Genomic DNA, 22,970 nt, shown 5'->3' on the forward strand with positions numbered 1-22,970 from the left:
ATACTTGTTCTTTGTTGGTCATGGTTTCTTTGCAAATTACAAATTTTTTAAGAAATGGGAAATTTGTCGTGCACCCTATCAACTGACCTACACAAGAATTTAGATATTTAAGTCAACTCTTCTTAAATTGTATTAAAAAAACAGTGATGTAATATACTAAAACTGCTTTTAGAAATTATTTTTTTAATGTATAAAATCATTTACAAAGACTAATTTATAACAAGTTTACACCAGCTGATATATAATTTTTGAGCTTGGGGTCATCCAAATTAAGATCAGTTACTACGGTATCAATTTCTTTTAAATTGCATACATCGAAATTAAGTTTTTCGTTTAATTTATTTGAGGTTGCTAAATAAACAATATGTTCCGCTGCGTTTATCATGGCTTTTTTAATTAATGACACCTCATAACCTTCATCTGTGATGCCTTGTTCAATGCTCAAACCACTAACGCCCATAAAGCAAATATCTGCTCTTAAGTTTGAAAGATACTGAATAACATCGATACCTGTAGTAACCATGGAGCTTCGATGTATTTTGCCTCCAATAAAAATGGTTTCTATTAATGGATGTTCTGTTAACTGCATAGCTATCGGTAGACTATAGGTATAAATGGTAGCTTTTAAGTCCTTTGGAAATAATTTGGCAAGCATTAAGTTAGTGGTTCCTCCGCTCATAATTATTACCATACTATCTTGAATTAAAGAAATAGCTTTTTGGGCAATTTGAATTTTACTCTCTCTATTATATATCACATCTTCATTATAGTGATACAACTTTTGTATGGTTGAAATAGCGCCTCCATGAACTTTGGTAAGCAATCCTTTGCTATCTAACTCGTGAATATCCCTTCTGATAGTATCTTCAGAAACTTCTAACTTTTCAGACAAATAACTTGAACTAACTTTTCGGTTAATACTTACTTCGTCTATTATTATTTTTTGTCTCTCCTTTTTTTTCATAATTCATAGATAGATTTCATCAAAAATAAGTTTTATTAAATAGCAATGCAATTTTTTTTTAATAAAAATGCAATTTTTTGCAGGTTTTAGTATTAAATGCGCATTTTTATAAAAAAAATTATACATTTGAAAATACTTTCCTTAAAACTTTGATAAAAATATATTATTATGAGCACTTCAAATAGACTGATTTCTTTAGATGTTTTAAGAGGTTTAACCATATTACTGATGATATTGGTTAACACCCCTGGTAGTTGGGCGTATGTTTACCCGCCGCTTAGACATGCCGACTGGCATGAATGCACTCCAACAGATTTGGTATTTCCTTTTTTTCTGTTCATAGTGGGTGTCTCCGCATGGTTTTCTTTTAAAAAGTACGAAACCAAATTATCTAAAATAACGTTCTTTAAAATATGCAAAAGAGCTACGATTATTTTTTTACTGGGTTTTTTGCTGAATTTATATCCCTTTTTTGATTTTGGTAGCGTTAGAGTCATGGGGGTTTTGCAGCGAATAGCCATTGCCTATGCGTTTGGAGCTATTATTTGTTTAAGTTTTAAAAGAGAAAGAATATTAATGGTTTTGGGACTGATTGTTGTTGGTTATTGGGCATTGTTGTATTTCGGTTCAACTACAGATCCTTATTCTCTAAATGAAAATATCGTAAGAAAGTTTGATTTGTATGTGTTTGGAGAAAAACATATCTATAAAGGCTTTGGCATTCCTTTTGATCCAGAAGGGTTGCTGTCAACTATACCATCAATTGCTACGGTGATAATTGGATATCTTATTGGTCAATCCATGAGTCTTGAAACAGAGATTTTAAAAAAAATAAAGAAATTATTAGTCAGTGGTGCTTTACTCTCTTTTACAGGTTTTGTCTGGGGTTATGTATTTCCAATTAACAAAGCTTTGTGGACAAGCTCTTATGTTTTTTATACAGCGGGTTTGGCGACTTTATTTTTGGCTTTATTAATTTATGTTATTGATTTTAAAGGATATGTAAAGTGGGTAAAACCTTTTGTTCATTTTGGAACCAACCCGCTATTTATTTTTGTTTTTTCCGGCTTGTATGTAAAGACTATAAGTTATTTAATCAAAATACCTTCTAAAGAAGGTGAAATTTCTGGGTATAAATACTTGTATGAAAACGTATTCATACCACTTGCTGGTAACATGAACGGCTCTTTGTTGTTTGCCTTAACCCATATTGTTGCTTTTTGGTTTCTGTGTTATTTGCTGTATAAAAATAAGATTTTCGTAAAAATTTAGTTTTTTTATACAAATTGCAGTTATACAAGCTTATTTTCGAACTAAATTACAAAAACATGCATTTTATTGCAAATAATTTGCATGTTTTAATTTTTATTTATATTTTTACCATAATTAACTTAAATTCTAACTCATATGAAAAATTATTATTTGCAATTAATCACCATGTTGGCGTTGTTCTTTTTGCAGAGTTCTTTTGCACAATCAGTTACGGTATCGGGTGTAGTTACTGAAAAAGGAAGTGGTATTCCTTTAGTAGGTGTAAATGTTATTATTGGTGGCACATCGAGAGGAAATGTTACTGACTTTGAAGGAAAGTATTCAATTCAAGCAGATTACCCTAATGGTAAGTACCTTGTATTTAGTTTTCTTGGATTTAAAAACGTTTCTGTAGTTTTAACTGGTAAAAGCCAAGTTGTAAATGTTGAATTACAGGAAGATTTATTAAATCTAGACGCCGTAATAGTTACAGGAACTAGTGTAGGCGTAAACAAACGTACCTTAGGCAATGCTATTTCAACTGTAAAAGCTGAGGATTTAGTAAACAATGGAGCGACTGCTGTGGATCAAGCAATTTCAGGAAAAATCACTGGTGCTTTAGTACAACAAAATTCTGGGGATCCTGCTGGTGGAATTAGTATTAGGCTTAGGGGACCGAGCACAATTACTGGGAGTTCTGATCCATTATACATTGTAGATGGTATTTTAATTAACAACTCTAGCAATCAATTGATTGATTTAGGAGGAAATGCTCAAAATAGATTAGCAGATATTAATCCAAACGATGTAGATCGAATAGAAATCATAAAAGGAGCGGCGGCGGCGGCAATCTACGGGTCTAGGGCGAGTAATGGTGTAGTGCAAATTTTTACAAAGAAAGGAAAAACTGGAGACCCGAAATTTAGCTTTTCAACGAATGTAAGAGTCAATGAATTACGGAAAAAAATCGATTATAATACGACTGGGTTAGCATGGGCTAATCCCGGAAATATCAATGATTTGAATACTGTTCCAGTGACTAGATACGATTTGCAAAATGAGATATTTAGTACAGGTTTCGGTATTGAAAATAATTTATCTGTAAGTGGTGGAAATGATAAAACAACCTATTATCTATCGACATCAAATTTGGATAATGAAGGAATTATTACCAATACAGATTTTAAGCGTATTGGTTTTAAAGTCAATCTTACTCAAAAAGCATTTGATTGGTTGGATATTAATGCTGGTCTTAATTATGTCAGAAGCACTAGTAATGATATTCCAAATGGTGGCATAAACGCGGCTTATGGTGCTATTACTGGATTTTTATTTGCCAATAATTCTATTAACCCTTTTCCAAATCAATCTGGGGTGTATCCAACAATTGGAATAAGAAGCAACCCTTTAGAAGTTGTTAACCGTTTTGATTTCGGACAAAAAGTAAACCGCTTTATTACAAGCGTTGGTCTAAATGCTAAGATAACGGATAACCTGTCGGCAAACTATATATTAGGTCTTGATTATTTCAACCAGTCTGCTACTGCATTTATCCCAATAAACAATACGTCGACCAATCCAAATGGTTTTGCTCGACGATCTGATATCAACAATTTTCAGTACAATAGTGATTTGAACTTGAGCTATAAAATAGATCTCAATGATAATATCGCCTCAACCACCACTCTAGGAGGTTCATGGCAATATGAGGAATTCGACAGAATCGGAATAAGTGCAGACGTACTACCACCAATAGTGGAAACGGCAGAGAGTGGTGGTATATTGGCCCAAGGTGAAAATAGATCTCAAATAACATATTGGGGAACTTTCATTCAGCAATCTTTTGCTTACAAGAACAAGCTTTATGTAAATGGAGCTTTAAGAATGGATGGAGCTTCTACTTTTGGTTTAGACCAAAGAAATCAACTATATGCCAAGGCCAGTTTTTCTTATATTCTATCTGAAGAAGATTTTTGGGAACATACATTTGGAGACACGTTTAACACCTTTAAGCTCAGAACTTCTTGGGGTCAAGCAGGTAACCTTACTGCACTTTCAGCATTTCAGAGATTCACTCTATTTAATCCTTCTGCATTTAATGGAGCTACAAGCTTAACACCTAGCACACAGCAAGGAGATTTGAATATTGCACCAGAACGTCAAGATGAATTTGAGGTTGGTTTCGATGTTGGATTTTTAAATAATAGAATTGGTGTTGAATTTACGTACTATAAACAGAGTGTTACTGATCTTTTATTACCTAGAGAATTATCTCCTTCAACTGGATTTGGTAATAGGATTGAAAATGTTGGAAATCTTCAAAACAGAGGTTTAGAATTACTCCTAAGAGCAACTCCTTTAAAAAGTAAGGATTTTTCCTGGGATGTAACAGCCACCTATTCTAAAAATGAAAATGAAGTAACAAAAGTAGCGGGTGGAGGACAATTAGTTTTAGATGGAAGTTTTGCCACGAACTGGGTTATTGAAGGAGAGCCATTAGGAGTATTCTATCGACAATTCTATGCGAGGGATGCGGACGGAAGTATTTCTCTTAATGGGCAAGGTCTTCCTTTTAGAGGCACCAATCCCGACGGCTCTAGCTCTAAAGTAGTAGGTGATCCAAACCCAGAATGGTTTGGATCATTAATTAACGAATTTTCATACAAGGACTTTACTTTCAGAGTACAGTTCGACGCAGTTCAAGGCTTTGATATTTTTAATTGGAATAGGCGCCTTTTGGACAACCCTGCATTTGGTGGTGGTTCAAACGCAGGGCAAGCTCTTCTTGGAAACATACCCAAAGGTCTAGGAAGTACTTCAGGAAATGCCAATATTTTTGAGGAATTTGTTGAAGATGGATCATTTGTAAAACTCAGAGAATTAGCAATTAGCTATAACTTAAGACAACCATTTAGATCGATTGATAGTATTCAATTTAGCTTAGTGGGTAGAAATTTAATTTCTTGGGATGATTACAGTGGATGGGATCCTGAAATTAATTCCGCGGGACAAAGTAACGGAGTTCGTGGTTTCGATTTCGCAGGAGTTCCTATACCAAGAACGTATCAATTTGGTATTAACGTAAGTTTTTAATTTAAAAAAAAAGAAAATGAAAAATAAAATCAATAAATATAGTTTTTGCTTTATACTAGTTGCAATGGTACTTTTCAGTTCTTGTGAAACGGATTTTAATAATCCTAATGCAGCCACAGAGGAACAAACTTTTTCAACAAGAGAAGGTATTTTAGCCGCTACAGTTGGTATGCAACAATTGTATGCAACTTCTGGTATCAGGTGGATCGTTGAAACACCTGCAATTACCACAAGAGAAGTCGCCGTTACAACGACTTTTCTAAATCTAATTGAATTAGAAGACGGAGGAACTAATTTACCGAACTTTAATTCTAATGTTCAAGGGTTATGGTCTAATATGTTCAGAATCATTAAAATAGCTGAAGATATTGAAGCTAATGCTAATAATGTTGAATTGTTGCCAGGAACAAAAAGCGGTTTAATAGCTTACTCTAAACTATTTAAAGCGATGTCTATTGGAGCTTTAGCTCAAAACTATGAGCAAGTAATCACGCAAACAAACCCTAATAATAACGGAGTTTTCGTTTCCAGACAACAGGCATTTGATGTGGCAATAAATTTATTGAATGAAGCTAAAGCGCTATTGGAAGCCAATCCTGTTTCAAATGAATTCACTAGTGCGATTACTAATGACGTTAAGGTGCTAAATTCCATAAATGCTGTGTTGGCAAGATATTATCTTTTTTCCGGAAAGTACGAAGCTGCAATATCTAGTGCTACCAATGTAGATTTGTCTTCTGCATCTTTCTTCTCTTATGAAACACTAAATGTAAATCCGATATACAGTCGTGTGTTTTTACCAAATATTCCTAATTTTAAACCGAGAGATAATTTTGGACTTCCAGCTGAATTTATTTTTGATGGATCTGATGGAAGATTATCTTTTTATCTTGAACCTTCCAACGAACTAAGTTTTAACCTTTTGCCTATTGAAAATTTAAAAGGATTCTTTAACACTCTAGACGGTATCATCCCCTTATACATACCTGATGAGATGAATCTTATTATAGCCGAAGCTAACCTTAGAAAATCAACACCCGATATCGTTGCTGCTACGCTTGCAATTAATGAAGTTTTAACGGATTCTGATGACCCTTTTGGAGTAAATGCTAACACAGATCCTTATAGTGGACTTTCTACTGTTAATGCACTTTTAAACGAAGTTTACCGCAATAGAAGAGCTGAATTATTTCTAACAGGAATGAGTCTTGAAGATAGTCGACGTTTTGATAGGCCAACACCGAGTGGGGCAACTGTTGATTTATCAGTGGAGCGTAATAGAAATTTTTATCCCTATCCTGAGACTGAAAGAAATAACAATCCAAATACTCCACAGGATCCACCTATTTAAATATATGAATATGAATTTTAGATTTTTTTAGTTATTGATAACTTATCTTGAATTTTTGTTTTCGACCGAATCCCGATATTTCTGGACGTTAAGATAACACTATTTTCGAGGAGCATCGCTGCACATAACAAAATAGAAGAAAAATGGACAAATTTCAGCCATTCCTGCCTTCGGGAAGGCATGATTTAGAAATAGAAAATGTCAAGATGAGTTCGTTTAGTTGATTATTTAGGGCAGCAAAAGTGTTGCCCTAACTAAAATTAAATAAGGAGAAATAAGCGTATTAATTAAAAGTTTTAAACAAAAATTTATTATGAAAGTTTACACAGGTCTTGACGTATTAATAAATGATAGAGAAATTCAAAAAACGTTCCATGGCAACATAGCCTTATTATGCCATAATGCATCTGTTGATACCACATTTACACATGCCGCTGTAAGGTTTAAAGAACTATTTGGAGCGCGGTTTGTAAAACTATTTGGACCTCAACATGGGTTTGCTACCGATGTCCAAGACAACATGATTGAAACCAATCATTACATCCATCCATATTTTAATATTCCGGTATATTCTCTTTATTCTGAAACACGGATTCCAACATACGAAATGCTTGAAGGTATCAACCATTTGTTTGTGGATTTACAAGACTTAGGGTGCAGAATGTACACCTACATTTATACGCTTACCCTTTTATTAGAAAAATGTAATGATAAAGATATTGAAGTGATTGTTTTGGATAGGCCCAACCCTATTAACGGAATTGATATAGAAGGTAATATCTTAGAAATGCAATTTGATTCATTTATTGGAAGACATCCCATTCCTGTGCGCCACGGAATGACCATTGCAGAAGTGGCCTTAATGCACCAGAAATTTTGGGCTAAAGAACGAACAAAATTGAAAATTATAAAAATGCAAAATTGGGAACGCAACATGTATTTTGAAGACACTAAATTACCATGGTTGTTGCCCTCACCAAATATTGCGAGAACAGAAAGTTGTTTAACCTTTCCTGCAACGGTGTTGTTTGAAGGAACGCTTTTAAGCGAAGGAAGAGGCACCACACAGTCGTTGGAAATAGTCGGACACCCAAGAACAGAACCTTTTTCTTTTTATGAAAACCATCTGGAAGATGTAGTAAAAAAATCAAAACTAAAAGGATTTAAGTTAAGACCTATTACATTTTTGCCAACCTTTCAAAAGCATGCAAACAAAGTTTGTGGAGGTTTTCAAATTCATGTGACTGACACATCCACTTTTAAGCCTTGGCGTGTAGGTCAGCTATTAATGCGAGAATTATACACTCATTTAGGAGAAGATTTTGAATGGAAAAACCCTCCTTATGAGTACAATTATACTCAAAAGCCAATTGATATTATTAATGGTACTGACAAGCTGAGGCATTGGGTAGTCAATAATGGTCCTCTGGAAATGCTGGACGCTTTTGAAAACTTAAAAGACTATAAATTACAGCTTAATGAAATAAAAATCTATTAAAAACACCAGTTTAATTTTAAATAATAACTATTGGAAATCCCCGAGCCAAATAGTTAATAACAATCATACAATAAAAATGAGTGCAACACTAATTTTAATAATTATAACATCATATTTTGGGTTGTTAATGTTAATATCACATATTGTTTCAAAAAACACCAGTGATGAATCTTATTACACAGGCGATAGAAAATCGCCTTGGCAAATAGTTGCCTTCGGAATGATTGGTGCGGTATTATCAGGAGTTACCTTTGTATCTATCCCCGGTATGGTTGGTACCAATTATTTTTACTATTTACAGTTTGTGTTTGGAAACGTGGTGGGATACGTATTTATAACCTATGTTCTGGTTCCTATTTATTATGATTTGAAATTAGTCTCCATATATACCTATTTGGAAACAAGGTTTGGCATCAGAGCTTATAAAACGGGGTCATTGTTCTTTTTAATCTCCCAATCGTTTGGCGCAGCATTAAGATTGTTACTTGCCGCAAAAATTTTACAATATGCTGTTTTCGATGCCCTTGGCGTCCCATTCTTTTTAACGGTGCTTATCATACTTTTTCTTATATGGGTGTATACCCACAAGTCAGGTATTAAAACCATTGTTTGGACGGATACGCTTCAAACATTTTTCTTGTTAATGGCAGTAGCAGTAACTATATATATAGTAAAAAGTTCTTTGAATTTAAGCTTTACAGAAACCATTTCATCTGTTGTGGACCATCAATATTTTAAAGTATTTGATTGGGATTTCAATTCAGGAAACAATTTTTTCAAACAATTTATTTCGGGTGTTTTAATCGCTGTTGCCATGGTTGGTCTAGATCAAAATATGATGCAAAAAACATTGACCTGTAAAAACAAAAAAGAAGCCCAACAAAATATTTTAACCTTTAGCTTAATTTTAGCAGTCACTCAATTTTTGTTTTTAGGTTTGGGCGTTATGTTGTATTTGTATGCTGAAAAATTCGGCATACAACTAGATTATGAAAATGGTAAACTTATTCATACCGACAATTTATTCCCGATGCTTTCTTTAAATTATTTTGGAACCATAGCCATTATCAGTTTTATTTTAGGGATAACTGCAGCATCTTTTTCAAGTGCCGATTCTGCTTTAACAGCCTTAACAACATCTTTTACACATGATTTTTTAGACATTCAGCATAAAAGTTCGCAGCAAAAAAGACAATTAAAAAACCGTGTTTTATTCGGGTTTTCAGCAGTAATATTTATCATTATCATGCTGTTTTCGCAAAGTAAAGGAGATGTGATTTCAATGATCTTTAAAGTAGCGGGATATACATACGGACCTTTGTTAGGGCTTTATTTATTTGGAATTTTTACTAAAATAAAAATTAAAGATGCTGCAGTTCCATTTATATCTGTACTAATGCCAATATTGACGTACTTTTTAAACGATTTCTTCATTATCTGGTATGATTTTGATTTTGGGTTTATGAACATTTTCGTTAATGCGCTTTTAACCATTTTATGCCTTATTCTTTTTAGAAAGAAGAAATAGAAACCAATAAAATAATATGATCCACAATTTAGTATAAACAGATATGTGTCAAGTCAAATAAAAAGGATTAAATATTTGAATATTATGGAAAATAAATTAACAACCGAACAAGCTTCAGATTACGATGATTTAGAACAAATGAACACATTTGAACTGCTTGTAAATATGAACAATGAAGATAAAACAGTGCCCAATGCCATTGAAAAGGCTATCCCTGCTATTGAAAAACTAGTTGATGCCATTTATAGCAAAATGGATAAAGGCGGTCGTTTATTTTATATAGGAGCTGGAACAAGCGGGAGATTGGGAGTACTTGATGCATCGGAATGTCCACCAACCTATGGTGTAACAGATGATTTAGTGATTGGATTGATTGCTGGAGGCGATATTGCACTTAGAAAAGCGGTTGAAAATGCTGAAGATGATGCTACATTGGCATGGAAAGATTTGCAAAAGTTCAATATTAATAAAAATGACGTCTTAATAGGAATCGCTGCATCTGGAACAACACCGTATGTTATTGGAGGTGTTAAAAAAGCAAGGGAAAACAATATCGTTACAGGTTGCATTACTTGCAATGCTAATTCCCCTTTATCATTAGAAGTAGACCATGCTATTGAATTGATAGTTGGACCCGAATTTGTTACCGGAAGTACTAGAATGAAAGCTGGAACCGCCCAAAAACTGGCATTGAACATGATTTCTACAACTGTGATGATAAAATTGGGCAGAGTTAAGGGAAATAAAATGGTGGACATGCAACCTTCAAATAAAAAGCTTGTAGACAGAGGTGTTAGAATGATAATGAATGAACTTCATATTGATAAAAAAACAGCAAATAATCTGTTGTTAACACATAAAAGTGTTAGAAAAGCAATTAAAGCATTTAATACAATCAAAAAATGAATAAAATTTTAGTAATAGGTGTGCTGTCGTTGTTTTTATTAGGTTTTTTTCCTCATAATCATAATAACAGTTCCAAACATAAAAATACTAAGGCTCAATGGGTGGATAGTATTTATAAAAATATGTCAATTCAAGAAAAAGTCGGCCAATTATTTATGGTGGCAGCATATTCAAATCGGGAAAAAAGCCATATAGATTCCATTCAAAACCTTATCAAAAAAAACGGTATTGGTGGGCTTATATTTTTTCAAGGAGGTCCTGTGCGCCAAGCTGAATTAACAAACTCTTATCAATCTATATCAAAAGTGCCTTTATTGATTGGTATAGATGCTGAATGGGGTTTGAATATGCGATTGGATAGCACAACAGGATTCCCGTACAATATGACCCTCGGAGCGATAAAAAATGATGATTTAATAAAAAGAATAGGGCAACAAATAGGAAAGCATTGTAAACGGCTGGGAGTTCACTTAAACTTTGCACCGGTAGTTGATATAAATACAAATTCAAATAATCCAATTATTGGGGTGCGCTCATTTGGAGAAGATAAGTTGAACGTAACAAACAAAGCACTGGCATTTACTGAAGGGTTGCAAAGTGTGGGTGTTTTGGCTTGTGCAAAACATTTCCCAGGGCATGGCGATACAGATACAGATTCCCATAAAGCATTGCCAACGGTTACTTTTTCAAAAGAAAGAATAGATTCTGTTGAACTATATCCATACAAAGAGTTGTTCAAAAAAGAAGTTGCAGGTGTCATGGTAGCACATTTAAATGTGCCAAGTTTAGAACCTACAGATGGGTTGCCATCTTCATTATCCTATAATATTGTTTCAAATATTTTAAAACAACAATTAGCATTTAAAGGGCTGATTTTTACAGACGCTTTAAACATGAAAGGTGCTGCAAATTATAAAGAGCCAGGAGATGTAGATTTAGCAGCATTTAAAGCTGGTAATGATGTGCTTTTGTTTACTGAAAACGCTCCAAAGGCAATTTTAAAAATTATAGAAGCTTACAATAACAATGAAATTACAGAAGAACGTTTAGCCTATTCCGTAAAAAAAATACTAGCGGCTAAATATGATGTTGACCTAAACAACTTTAAACCTATTGAAATAAACGGACTCATAGATGATTTAAATAGTGACGCAAATATTGTTTTAAATGAAGAAGCCATTAGTAATGCTATCACAGCCATTGAAAATGAAGAACATATTTTGCCAATTTACGCAAATAGTAAAGAAAAAATAGCATTCCTGAAATTGGGAGATGGAGATTCTGAAACTTTTTTAACTGGATTAAAATCAGGTATTAGTGTTTACGAAGTTTCGGAGGTTAATCATAAAAAAATATTAAAAGAACTTAAAAAGTACGATAAAGTTATCATTGGCTACCACCGTTTAAAATATCGAGATACCAAAAGCATTTCTAAAGAAGAAAAAATACTGATTGAAAAAATATCAAAAAATAACAGTGTGATTTTGAATGTATTTGCTAGCCAATATTGTTTAAAAGACCTTTCCTTCAATAACATTGATGGAATCATTATATCCTATGAAAATTCAGAATTAGCTCAAAGTGTTTCGGCGAAAATTATATTAGGGGAAATTGATGTGCATGGCAAATTGCCAGCTTCTATAAACAATAAATTTCAGCAAGGTTTTGAAATTAAAATCAAGAACAATCATTGATTCGATATATGTAATCAGTTTAATCTAAAAATAGAAGAAAAAAAATGAAAAAGTATTTATTGGAATTATATATTTTTATTGGACTTTTTCTAGTTCAAGTGGCGTTAGCACAAGAACCAATCGATAAAGGAGCTCATCAGTTTCAAAAGGAAGAATTCGGTAGTTCAAAAAGCACTTACATCAAATCTGGTAATAATGGAAAAAGCATTCTGGGTCTGCAAAAAAACCAAACAAATGCTCTAAATAAAAAGGTGTTTGGTTTTTTACCCTATTGGGAACGAAATAATGGAGCCCATGGTAATATAAGATATGATTTATTAACGCATATGGCATGTTTTGACTTTTTAGTACAGTTGGATGCTTCTGTAAGTATGCCTGCGGGTTGGCCTTGGACAACCGAGATTAATGCAGCTCATGCGCAAGGCGTAAAAGTTGTAATAACTGTAGTTAATTTTGGAGGTTCTGATGGTGCGGATGCGGTAGCTTGGGAGATGGTTACAAATACTTCTAAACAAGCAACGTTTTTTGCTAATATAAAAAGCATCATTCAAAATTATAGTTTAGACGGGGTCAATATAGATTTTGAGGCTATGGCTACTGCTCATAGAGGTGCAGAATTTAATACATTTATGGCCAATTTAACCACTTATATTCACACCGAACTACCAGGTAAGGAGGTATCTGTAGATGGCCCTGCAGTAAATTGGGGAGGTTGGATTATGGATGATCTGGTGAATAGCGTTGACTATCTTATTGTGATGGCCTATGACTATACTTCTGCAAGCACTCCTAATTCTGGTCCCGTGGCTCCTTTAACCCACCATACATCATGGAAAAGGTTTGTTCAAAGAACCATTGAAACGGGAACCTATGCTACGCTAACAGCAAATACCCCTGAAAAATTAATTTTGGCAGTACCTTATTATGGACAGCATTGGAAGACGTCTACAGACGTTTCAGAATCAGCAACAATATCGCATGTTAGTTCCACAAGATATAGAAATACCGTAACAGAAGCTGATACGCATGGGGGCTTTATTTGGAATTCAGATTTTGAATATCCTTGGTACAAATGGAATGATGGGGTTAATTGGAATCAGGTATGGACGGATAATGAAACAAGCATATCAAAAAAATTCGATTTGGCATTAACCAATAGTTTAGGAGGTGTTGGTATATGGGCATTAAATTATGATGGTACTCGCCCAGAACTTTGGGAACTAATAAATACAAAATTTGGAGCAACAGCCTCTTTGAACGATGCCTATGTTAAAGACAATATTCGGGTTTATCCAAACCCTGCCAAAAATGTAATAAATATATCCAACACCAAAAATTTAAAATTGGATAAAATAGAGGTTTTTAATGTTTTAGGAAAGTCTATTTTGAAGGTTCAACATGAAATGGAAACTATTGATGTGCAGCATTTATCAGAAGGAGTCTATTTTTTAAAAATTGAAGTTAGTGGTGGTAAACAAGGGATTTTTAAATTTTTTAAATTTTAAAATCAACTAAAGTTTTACAGGTAAAAGGTTATTAAAGAGAACTCATATATTAAATTAATTATTATGAAATACCTTGTTATATTAATTGTTTTCGCATGTTTTTCATATAACTCCAATTCGAAAAAAAATGTAATTTTAAATGAAGGAGAAATTAAGGGAATTGTTAAAGACACCCTAATAGTTATAGGTGCTAACCAAACAGACATGTATTTGTCTATACTAAAAGGAAAGAGAGTTGGAATCACAGCTAATCAGACAAGTGTCATTTTTAAAGAAAATACAAAAAACAGCTACATGCATTTGGTTGACTCCTTAATTCTTTTAAATATAAATATCACAAAAGTATTTGCTCCAGAGCACGGATTTCGTGGAAAGGCTGATGCTGGAGAACACATAACAGATGGTGTAGATACAGAAACTGGATTACCCATTATTTCCCTTTATGGGGAAAACAGTAAACCTTCAAAGAAAATTATAGAAGATATTGATGTGATGGTATTCGACATTCAAGATGTTGGGGTTCGTTTTTACACTTATATTTCAACGCTTCATTATATTATGGAAGCTTGTGCTGAACTAAATATTCCTGTTATAGTTTTAGATAGATCCAACCCTAACGGACACTATATTGATGGCCCAATGCTAGAAGAAGACGTTAAAAGCTTTGTAGGCATGCACCCTGTCCCTATTGTTTATGGCATGACAATTGGCGAGTATACAAAAATGATTAATGGAGAAAAATGGTTAGAAAATGGAATTCAATGTGATCTTACAGTGGTGCCATTAAAAAATTACACATATGACTCTGAATATGATTTACCCATAAAACCTTCTCCAAATCTTCCAAACGCAATGTCTATTAATCTATATCCAAGCTTATGTTTTTTCGAAGGAACAGATGTGAGCTGTGGGCGCGGTACAGAAACGCAATTTCAAATTTTTGGTGCCCCATTTCTACCTAAACAATCTTTTGATTTTAGCTTTACTCCTGAGCCAAATTTTGGAGCAAAATCGCCTAAGCATCAGGGACAATTATGCTTTGGAAGGGATTTAACACAGACAAAAAAATTAAGTGAAGTTAATTTGAGCTGGTTAATTGAGGCTTATAAATTAGCGCCTCAAAAAGAACTGTTTTTCAATAAATTCTTCCCAAAACTAGCAGGAACTAAAAACCTACAGAAGCAAATAGAAAATGGATTATTAGTTGAAGAAATCCGAAAAACTTGGCAATCAGGATTAAATTCATTTAATAAAGTTAGAGAAAAGTATTTGTTATATAATTAAAAGAAATATGGAAGCCAGTTTAAAAAAAGGTTTTAATGAATTATCGGATATTTTGGAAGGTGATCTCTATCATGATTTGCTGCACAAAACCATTTATGCTACAGACGCTTCCGTTTATAGAAAATTGCCTTTAGGGGTAGCATATCCAAAAAACAACGAGGACTTAAAAACCTTAATCAATTTTGCCACAAAAAATAATATCTCGCTCATTCCAAGAGCCGCCGGAACTTCTTTGGCAGGACAATGTGTGGGCGATGGCTTGGTAGTTGATATATCAAAATATTTTACAAAAATAATTGATTTTGACGCCCAAAACAAAACGGTAACCATACAGCCAGGTATTATTAGAGATGAATTAAATGATTATTTGAAACCGCACGGTTTGTTTTTCGCACCCAATACATCAACAAGCAACAGGTGTATGATAGGTGGTATGGTAGGGAATAATTCATCAGGGACTACCTCTATTAAATTTGGAGTAACCCGTGATAAAATAGTGCAATTAAAAACCATTTTAAGCGATACTTCGGAAGTTGTTTTCAAAGAGTTAAATGTTAATGAGTTCAATCAAAAAAAAGAAGAAAACTTTTTGGAAAGCAAAATTTATGCTTCTATTTTCAAAGAACTATCAAACAAAGATGTTCAACAGGAAATCATTAAGGAATTCCCAAAAAAATCCATACACCGAAGAAATAACGGATATCCAGTTGATGAGTTGTTAAGTTTTGAAGCTTTTGGTGGCTCAAAAAAAACCATCAATCTAGGAAAACTATTAACGGGGAGCGAAGGGACGTTGGCATTTACAACCGAAATAACTTTACAATTGGATGCTTTGCCACCACCAAAAAACATCATGGTAGCGGCACATTTTAACAGTATTCAAGAAAGTATGGAAGCCGTGGTTGTTGCCATGCGCCACAACTTGTTTACCTGCGAGCTCATGGACAAAACCATTTTAGATTGTACCAAAAACAACAGAGAGCAGTCAAAAAACAGGTTTTTTATTCAGGGCGATCCAAAATGTATTTTAATGCTTGAAATCTGTACGGATAATGACGATGAATCAGATAACCTAGCAAATGCACTAATATCAAATTTAGAAAAAAACAAGTTGGGGTATGCGTTCCCTAAGTTAGTGGGCACCAAAATACACCAAGCAGTAGAACTTCGTAAAGCGGGACTGGGATTATTGGGCAATATAGTAGGCGACAATAAAGCGGTTGCCTGTATTGAAGACACAGCCGTTGAATTAAAGGATTTACCAAATTATATTTCAGAGTTTTCAAAAATGATGGAAGATTTTGGTCAAGAAGCTGTGTATTATGCACACGCTGGCGCAGGCGAATTGCATTTACGTCCCATTTTGAATTTAAAGAAACAGGAAGATGTTGTTCTATTCAGGGAAATAACATCTAAAACGGCAGAATTGGTAAAAAAATACGGAGGGTCTTTTAGTGGCGAACATGGTGATGGCATTGTAAGGGCAGAATTCATCCCAAAAATGATTGGAGAAAAAAATTATGAGCTTCTAAGACGGATTAAAAACACGTTCGACCCCAACAATATTTTCAACAAAGGTAAAATTGTTGATGCCTTTCCTATGGATAAAAGCTTAAGATATGAAGTAGATAGGGAAGAACCCGAAATTAAGACCATACAAGATTTTTCGGATAGTTTAGGGATTTTAAGAGTTGCCGAAAAATGTAATGGCTCTGGAGACTGTAGAAAACTTCCTGAATCGGGAGGTACCATGTGCCCAAGTTACAGAGCTACCCGAAACGAAAAAGACACAACCCGCGCCAGGGCCAATGCATTAAGGGAGTTTTTGACAAACTCAAAAGAACAGAACAAGTTTAACCACAAAGAGCTATATGACGTTTTCGATCTCTGCCTAAGCTGTAAGGCGTGTGCCAGTGAATGCCCCAGCAATGTAGATGTTGCAGCTTTAAAAGCTGAGTTTTTGTATCAATATTATAAAGCAAATAGTATTCCAATCAGAACGAAACTGTTCGCCAATAACGCCAAATTGAATAAACTTGGAAGTATTACTCCAAGCTTAACTAATTTAATTTTAAGTACAAATTTTACAAAAAAGTTAATGGGAATTGCTACCGAAAGAAGCATCCCTAAATTAGCAAATACAACCGTATTCAAATGGTATAAAAAGAACGAAAAAAGAATCCTTGATAAACTGGCAAATAAGGGCGAACTGTATTTATTTGTGGATGAGTTTACCAACTATTATGATGTGAATATTGGTATAGATTGCATCGAACTTTTAACGGATTTAGGATACAAAGTGACCATTACTCAACACGAAGAAAGCGGAAGATGCTTTATTTCCAAAGGGCTCATGGAAGAGGCAAAAAAAATAGCCAATTTCAATGTGGATTTTTTTAAAGATAAAATCTCTAATGAAACCCGTTTAGTGGGTATAGAGCCGTCTGCCATTTTAACGTTTAGGGATGAATATGTAAGATTGGCAAGCGATAAGGAGTCTGCCATTGAAATTGCAAAAAACACTTTTACTATTGAAGAGTTTATAAAACAAGAATTTGATAAAAAGAACATTACATCCAAAAGTTTTACAACTGAAAAACAAGTCGTAAAAATCCATGGGCATTGCCAACAAAAATCATTGAGTAACATGGAATCCACATTTTCAATGCTGTCCATACCAGAAAATTATAAAGTAACCATTATAAGTTCAGGGTGTTGTGGAATGGCAGGGTCTTTTGGTTACGAAAAAGAGCATTACCAAATTAGTATGCAAGTTGGCGAAGACACCTTGTTTCCTAAAATACGCAATACAGCTAATGATGCTATCATAGTAGCGCCAGGTACTAGTTGCAGACATCAAATAAAAGACGGTACCCAAAGAATTTCCAAGCATCCACTTAGCGTTTTGAGAGAGGCTCTATTGTAGTATTTATTTTAATAAATAACAGTTTTAAGCATAAGTGAATTATTGAAAATAAAACATAAAAAACATGTCTGATTTATCAAAAACACAAAAAAAGAACAATTTAGTACCTATAGTAATTATTGCTAGTCTATTCTTCATTTTTGGTTTTGTAACCTGGATCAATGGGGCGCTTATTCCATTCATGAAAACAATCAATGAACTAACGGATACCGAATCTTATTTTGTGGCCTTGGCATCATATATTTCATTTGTGATTATGGCATTGCCTGCCTCTTATATCTTAAATAAAATAGGTTATAGAAAAGGCATGTCTTTAGGATTGATTATAATGGCCATAGGTGCTTTGGTTTTTATTCCAGCAGCTGAAGTAAGAACCTATTGGGTGTTTTTGACAGGGATATTTATTCAAGGTATAGGGATGACTTTATTGCAGACTGCGGCAAATCCATACATTACTATTTTAGGACCTATTAAGAGTGGGGCAAAACGTATTGCAATAATGGGAATAGCCAATAAAACGGCAGGAGCTTTAGGGTCTCTAATTTTTGGAGCCTTGTTGCTTTCCGGAATTGACGAGGTCAAAGAAAAACTTGGAAGAGCTACGCTGGAAGAAAAGAGTATTCTTTTAGATACTATGGCAGACAGCGTTTTTCTTCCTTATTTGGTCATGGCTATTGTATTGTTGGTTTTAGGCTTGTTGATAAGAAAAGCCCCATTACCACATGTTGAAGCAGCAGAAGTTACAGAAAAAGGAAGCGGTAGCAGCACTAAAACAAGCATTTTTCAGTTTCCTCATTTATGGCTAGGTGTCTTTGCATTGTTTGTATATGTAGGTGCTGAGGTTATAGCGGGCGACACCATAATAGCTTATGGTATATCATTAGGATTTTCTGCGGAAGACGCAAAATTCTTTACCACTTTTACATTAATGGCTATGGTGGCTACTTATGCTTTAGGAGTGTTATTAATTCCAAAGTATATCAAACAAGGAACAGCTTTAAAAGTCAGTGCGATCTTAGGAATTATTTTTAGTTTCTGCATTTTGTTTACTACAGGATTTACCTCGGTATTGTTTGTTGCCGCACTGGGTATTGCCAATGCCTTGGTGTGGCCAGCAATTTGGCCACTGACACTGGAAGGGCTAGGTAAATTTACTAAAACGGCTTCAGCTTTATTGATTATGGCAATTTCAGGGGGCGCCATTATACCACCATTATACGGAAGAATGGTAGATGCCAATAAACATGAACTCATTATTAATGGAATAAATGAAACTGATGCTTTGGCATCCGCTGCTACAAGTAGTTATTGGATTTTAATACCCTGTTATGCCATCATTTTATTTTTTGCTATGTGGGGTCATAAATACAAAAGTTGGTCAAGAAAATAATTTCTTGATAAGAAATCAAAACATATAATTAAAAAACAAACAACATGTTAAAAAGCACCATAGACAGATCCACAGGTTTTGAAAAGCGTTTTGAGAACATCGGGACGGTGGTCTACGAAAACTCCATGGCGGCCTCCAGATCGGTCGCCAAGGAAATAGCCGACCTCATCAGGGTAAAGCAATCACAAAAACAGCCCTGTATATTGGGACTGGCAACAGGGAGTTCACCAAAAGGTCTGTATGCCGAATTGGTACGCTTGCACAGGGAGGAAGGCCTGAGCTTTAAAAACGTGGTATCGTTCAATTTGGATGAATACTACCCCATGGAGCCGGATTCCATAAACAGCTATGTGAGGTTCATGAAAGAACTGCTGTTCAACCATGTGGACATATTGCCAGAGAATTACCATGTCCCGGACGGTCTTTTGTCCAAGGAAGAAATAGCGGACTATTGCGACCAGTACGAAGCAAAAATTGAAGCTTTGGGAGGTATCGATCTACAGATTTTGGGCATTGGAGGGAACGGGCACATTGGGTTCAATGAATCCGGCTCCTTACAGAACTCCAAGACACGTTTGGTGGCATTGGACCACATAACAAGAGTAGCTGCAAGCAACGATTTTTCGGGCTTGAACAATACCCCAAGAACAGCGATCACTCTAGGGATTAAAAAGATCATGGAAGCCAAAAGGGTGGTGCTTATGGCTTGGGGAGAGAGCAAATCGAACATCATAAGGGCATCCGTGGAAGGTCCGGTCACCAACCAAGTGCCGGCATCCTTTTTACAGGAACACAACAACGCCACCTTTGTGCTGGACCAAGCGGCATCCTCAAAACTGACCCGCATCAATACACCATGGTTGGTTGAAAAAATTGATTGGACGGATAAATTGATTCGGAAAGCGGTTTTAGGTCTTGCGCTCCATTTGAAGAAGCCCATTTTGATGCTGACCGATGCCGATTATATTGAAAACGGGATGAGCGACCTGTTGGCGGATTCAGGACCGGCATACGACATAAATATCAAGATATTCAACAAACTGCAAAATACAATTACGGGATGGCCAGGGGGAAAACCCAATGCCGACGACAGCAAGCGGCCGGAACGCGCAGTACCCGCCAAAAAGCGCGTGCTTATTTTCAGTCCGCACCCCGATGACGATATCATAAGTATGGGAGGAACGTTTAAACGTTTGCAGGAGCAGGGGCATGAAGTACACGTAGGCTATCAAACCTCTGGAAATATTGCAGTAGCAGATGATGAGGCGCTGCGTTTTGCAAGTTTTGTATGTGACTATAATGAGAGGTTTGGGATAAAAAGCGACGAAGCTGAAAATATATATAAGAAAACCGAGGCATTTCTTAAAAACAAAAAAGGAAGTGAAGTCGATATCTCAGAAGTGAGGAGTGTGAAAGGATTGATAAGAAAGGGAGAGGCGCAGTCCACCTGCTATTTTGTGGGCGTTCCAGATGACCATATCCATTTTATGGAACTGCCTTTTTATGAAACGGGCGCCATTGAGAAAAAGCCATTGGGAGAATCGGATATCCAAATAACGATGGATCTGATCGACCAGATAAAGCCCCATCAAATATATGCGGCAGGCGATCTTGCCGATCCACACGGTACGCATAAGGTATGTTTGGATGCTGTGTTTGAAGCCGTAAAGCGATTAAAGCCCAAAAAGTACATGAAGGACTGTTGGGTCTGGCTCTACAGAGGAGCATGGCAGGAATGGGGCATTGATGAGATTGAAATGGCAGTGCCCATGGGCCCAGACCAAGTATTGGAAAAGCGAAAAGGTATCTTCAAGCACCAATCTCAAAAGGATGGTGTCGTGTTCCAGGGCGTGGACAGTAGAGAGTTCTGGCAACGCGCCGAAGATAGGAACAGGGAAACGGCTGCTTTGTATGATGAACTGGGACTGTCTCATTATGCCGCTATGGAGGCTTTTGTGAGATGGGAATATTAGAAGTTATTAAATTTTAATTATATTCAATAAATATAGAATGAGTAAAAACCTAACTTCTTATTCAAAACCATATCATAAACTAATTCAAAGAGAATCTATTACAACCATTTGCATGTACAATAAGTTTGTGAATTGGGCTGTTGCAGAATTTGACCTATATCTACAAGAAGAATCTTTTGATTTGAATATATATGTGCCCAATGGTTGGTTAAATATTGAAAAATATGTAAATTCAAAAAAAGAGCTTTCAGTTGAAATAACGGCTGAATGCAAATCAAAAAAGCTATGTGAACAACTTTTATCTGAAACGCTTTCAATATATAATCATTTATTGGTCTCAAATTTAGTTAAAACTATGTACTTTAGTGCATCTCGCTTTAGCTTCTAAAAATCTTTATTCAGTTTCCTTTGAGCCAAAAAAGAGTATACAGGTAATCGAATTAATATGTTGGTTTCATTCGAGTAATCACGTATTGCTGACTTTAGTCAGATTTAAAAACCTATGGCACTTTAGTCCATAGTGGTTTAGTTCAAACTGTTAAACCCGAAGAAAAAATTAACCAATAAAATGCATAGTTAATAAGTCTTAAAATTATTTATAATAGAAAAATAGAAATCAGTATGATATTAATCGCAGATAGTGGATCTAAAAGTGTGATTGGATTTTAGTAGACGAAAAATTAGGGGTCGTTTTAAAAACAAGAACTAAAGGTATAAATCCTAAGCTTTTAAATAGAAATCAAATAATTAATACCATTGAGGGATCATCTGATTGAATTAGTATTAAAAATAATATTACTGAAGTTAATTTTTATGGAGCTGGCTGTGCTGATCATAAATCAAAACATTTAATCTCGACAGTTATTAACGAAGTATTTGAAGGTTCTTTAGTAATTGTTGAGGAAGATTTGATAGCGGCTGTGCAAGGAACAACTGATAAGCCAGGTGTTATATGTATTATAGGAACCGGCTCTAATAGTTGTTACTTTGATGGAAGTAAAATAGAAAGACGCATAATATCTTTAAGTTTCTTGCTCATGGATGATGGTAGAGGTAACTATTTCGGAAAAGAATTGTTAAGAGCCTATTTTTTTGATAAAATGCCTATAATGCTGAAGGATAAGTTTTCAAAATCATTTGATCTGGATGAAGACGTTTTATTAGAGAATTTATATGAAAAGGAAAATGCTAGTGGTTATTTAGCTCAATATGCTCAGTTCTTAATTGAAAACAAATCAGATTCATATATTGAAGAAATAATAAATAATGGTATTTATAAGGTATTTGAGAACCTTATAAACCCTTATCATGAGGAACTTAAAAAAGTACCTTTGTACTTTGTGGGCACTATTGCTTATTTTTTACAACAGAGTATATTAAAAGAAGCCAATAAAAGAGGTTACACAATAGGGTTATTTGTTAAGCCTCCAATAGATAATTTGGTTACTAAGCGTTTAGAAAAGACTCATTAGTAATTTGGCAGTAAGGAGTTAAAAATGATTTTAATCATTTTGAAAGCAATTATACGAGTAAACACATCAACAGCAAAATGAGCAACTATCACATAAAACATTTAGAAGAGTATTATCAGGTCTATAGAAAATCAA

15 protein-coding genes are annotated in these 22,970 nt (G+C 34.8%); 14 read left to right on the forward strand and 1 reads right to left on the reverse strand.

All coding sequences use genetic code 11. From position 1 onward, the window contains the following. Positions 1–214: 214 nt before the first annotated feature. The gene (locus tag ACU1LP_RS16710) at positions 215–964 is read right to left on the reverse strand and encodes a DeoR/GlpR family DNA-binding transcription regulator (protein WP_445735139.1); all 750 of its coding nucleotides are present in this window, start codon (positions 962–964) and stop codon (positions 215–217) included. Positions 965–1,132: 168 nt separating this feature from the next. On the opposite strand from ACU1LP_RS16710, the gene ACU1LP_RS16715 reads away from it, so the two are divergent. The 14 genes from ACU1LP_RS16715 (at position 1,133) to ACU1LP_RS16780 (ending at position 22,835) form a co-directional block, all read left to right on the forward strand. Then, positions 1,133–2,236, forward strand: coding sequence for an acyltransferase family protein (locus ACU1LP_RS16715; protein WP_445736841.1), 1,104 nt, complete (start codon positions 1,133–1,135; stop codon positions 2,234–2,236). A 135-nt stretch (positions 2,237–2,371) separates the two neighbouring features. Further along, positions 2,372–5,308, forward strand: coding sequence for a SusC/RagA family TonB-linked outer membrane protein (locus ACU1LP_RS16720; RefSeq protein ID WP_445731641.1), 2,937 nt, complete (start codon positions 2,372–2,374; stop codon positions 5,306–5,308). A gap of 16 nt (positions 5,309–5,324) precedes the next feature. Beyond that, a complete protein-coding gene (locus tag ACU1LP_RS16725; protein ID WP_445731642.1) occupies positions 5,325–6,659 on the forward strand; it encodes a hypothetical protein in 1,335 nt (444 codons plus the stop codon). Between the two features lie 313 nt (positions 6,660–6,972). Beyond that, a complete protein-coding gene (locus ACU1LP_RS16730; protein ID WP_445731643.1) occupies positions 6,973–8,157 on the forward strand; it encodes an exo-beta-N-acetylmuramidase NamZ family protein in 1,185 nt (394 codons plus the stop codon). A gap of 76 nt (positions 8,158–8,233) precedes the next feature. Continuing rightward, positions 8,234–9,685 carry a sodium:solute symporter gene (locus ACU1LP_RS16735; protein ID WP_445731644.1) on the forward strand — a complete coding sequence of 484 codons (1,452 nt, stop codon included), beginning with the start codon at positions 8,234–8,236 and terminating at the stop codon, positions 9,683–9,685. Between the two features lie 84 nt (positions 9,686–9,769). Then, complete coding sequence (gene murQ, locus ACU1LP_RS16740; RefSeq protein ID WP_445736842.1) at positions 9,770–10,591, forward strand: N-acetylmuramic acid 6-phosphate etherase; 822 nt, start codon at positions 9,770–9,772, stop codon at positions 10,589–10,591. After that, a complete protein-coding gene (locus ACU1LP_RS16745; protein ID WP_445731646.1) occupies positions 10,588–12,285 on the forward strand; it encodes a glycoside hydrolase family 3 protein in 1,698 nt (565 codons plus the stop codon). The genes murQ and ACU1LP_RS16745 overlap by 4 nt, the downstream gene beginning before the upstream one ends. Before the next feature lie 44 nt (positions 12,286–12,329). Beyond that, positions 12,330–13,790, forward strand: a complete 1,461-nt coding sequence (locus ACU1LP_RS16750; protein WP_445733467.1) for a glycosyl hydrolase family 18 protein — start codon at positions 12,330–12,332, stop codon at positions 13,788–13,790. Between the two features lie 63 nt (positions 13,791–13,853). Continuing rightward, entirely contained in the window at positions 13,854–15,074 is a 1,221-nt protein-coding gene (locus ACU1LP_RS16755) for an exo-beta-N-acetylmuramidase NamZ family protein (RefSeq protein ID WP_445733468.1), read from the forward strand. 7 nt (positions 15,075–15,081) lie between these two features. Next, on the forward strand, positions 15,082–18,000 hold the full coding sequence (locus ACU1LP_RS16760; RefSeq protein ID WP_445731649.1) for an FAD-binding and (Fe-S)-binding domain-containing protein: 2,919 nt from the start codon (positions 15,082–15,084) through the stop codon (positions 17,998–18,000). A 64-nt stretch (positions 18,001–18,064) separates the two neighbouring features. Further along, positions 18,065–19,390, forward strand: a complete 1,326-nt coding sequence (locus ACU1LP_RS16765) for a sugar MFS transporter (RefSeq protein ID WP_445736843.1) — start codon at positions 18,065–18,067, stop codon at positions 19,388–19,390. A 44-nt stretch (positions 19,391–19,434) separates the two neighbouring features. Continuing rightward, entirely contained in the window at positions 19,435–21,363 is a 1,929-nt protein-coding gene (gene nagB, locus ACU1LP_RS16770; RefSeq protein ID WP_445731651.1) for a glucosamine-6-phosphate deaminase, read from the forward strand. Between the two features lie 37 nt (positions 21,364–21,400). Then, a complete protein-coding gene (locus ACU1LP_RS16775; protein ID WP_445731652.1) occupies positions 21,401–21,751 on the forward strand; it encodes a hypothetical protein in 351 nt (116 codons plus the stop codon). A 532-nt stretch (positions 21,752–22,283) separates the two neighbouring features. Then, positions 22,284–22,835, forward strand: coding sequence for a hypothetical protein (locus ACU1LP_RS16780; protein ID WP_445736844.1), 552 nt, complete (start codon positions 22,284–22,286; stop codon positions 22,833–22,835). Positions 22,836–22,970 lie beyond the last annotated feature (135 nt).

Source organism: Mariniflexile sp. (assembly GCF_052728615.1).

What these genes read in the sequence shown, in the direction of transcription:
- ACU1LP_RS16710 (WP_445735139.1), bottom strand. Translation starts at nt 964, where the DNA reads ATGAAAAAAAAGGAGAGACAAAAAATAATAATAGACGAAGTAAGTATT.
- ACU1LP_RS16715 (WP_445736841.1), top strand. Translation starts at nt 1,133, where the DNA reads ATGAGCACTTCAAATAGACTGATTTCTTTAGATGTTTTAAGAGGTTTA.
- ACU1LP_RS16720 (WP_445731641.1), top strand. Translation starts at nt 2,372, where the DNA reads ATGAAAAATTATTATTTGCAATTAATCACCATGTTGGCGTTGTTCTTT.
- ACU1LP_RS16725 (WP_445731642.1), top strand. Translation starts at nt 5,325, where the DNA reads ATGAAAAATAAAATCAATAAATATAGTTTTTGCTTTATACTAGTTGCA.
- ACU1LP_RS16730 (WP_445731643.1), top strand. Translation starts at nt 6,973, where the DNA reads ATGAAAGTTTACACAGGTCTTGACGTATTAATAAATGATAGAGAAATT.
- ACU1LP_RS16735 (WP_445731644.1), top strand. Translation starts at nt 8,234, where the DNA reads ATGAGTGCAACACTAATTTTAATAATTATAACATCATATTTTGGGTTG.
- murQ (WP_445736842.1), top strand. Translation starts at nt 9,770, where the DNA reads ATGGAAAATAAATTAACAACCGAACAAGCTTCAGATTACGATGATTTA.
- ACU1LP_RS16745 (WP_445731646.1), top strand. Translation starts at nt 10,588, where the DNA reads ATGAATAAAATTTTAGTAATAGGTGTGCTGTCGTTGTTTTTATTAGGT.
- ACU1LP_RS16750 (WP_445733467.1), top strand. Translation starts at nt 12,330, where the DNA reads ATGAAAAAGTATTTATTGGAATTATATATTTTTATTGGACTTTTTCTA.
- ACU1LP_RS16755 (WP_445733468.1), top strand. Translation starts at nt 13,854, where the DNA reads ATGAAATACCTTGTTATATTAATTGTTTTCGCATGTTTTTCATATAAC.
- ACU1LP_RS16760 (WP_445731649.1), top strand. Translation starts at nt 15,082, where the DNA reads ATGGAAGCCAGTTTAAAAAAAGGTTTTAATGAATTATCGGATATTTTG.
- ACU1LP_RS16765 (WP_445736843.1), top strand. Translation starts at nt 18,065, where the DNA reads ATGTCTGATTTATCAAAAACACAAAAAAAGAACAATTTAGTACCTATA.
- nagB (WP_445731651.1), top strand. Translation starts at nt 19,435, where the DNA reads ATGTTAAAAAGCACCATAGACAGATCCACAGGTTTTGAAAAGCGTTTT.
- ACU1LP_RS16775 (WP_445731652.1), top strand. Translation starts at nt 21,401, where the DNA reads ATGAGTAAAAACCTAACTTCTTATTCAAAACCATATCATAAACTAATT.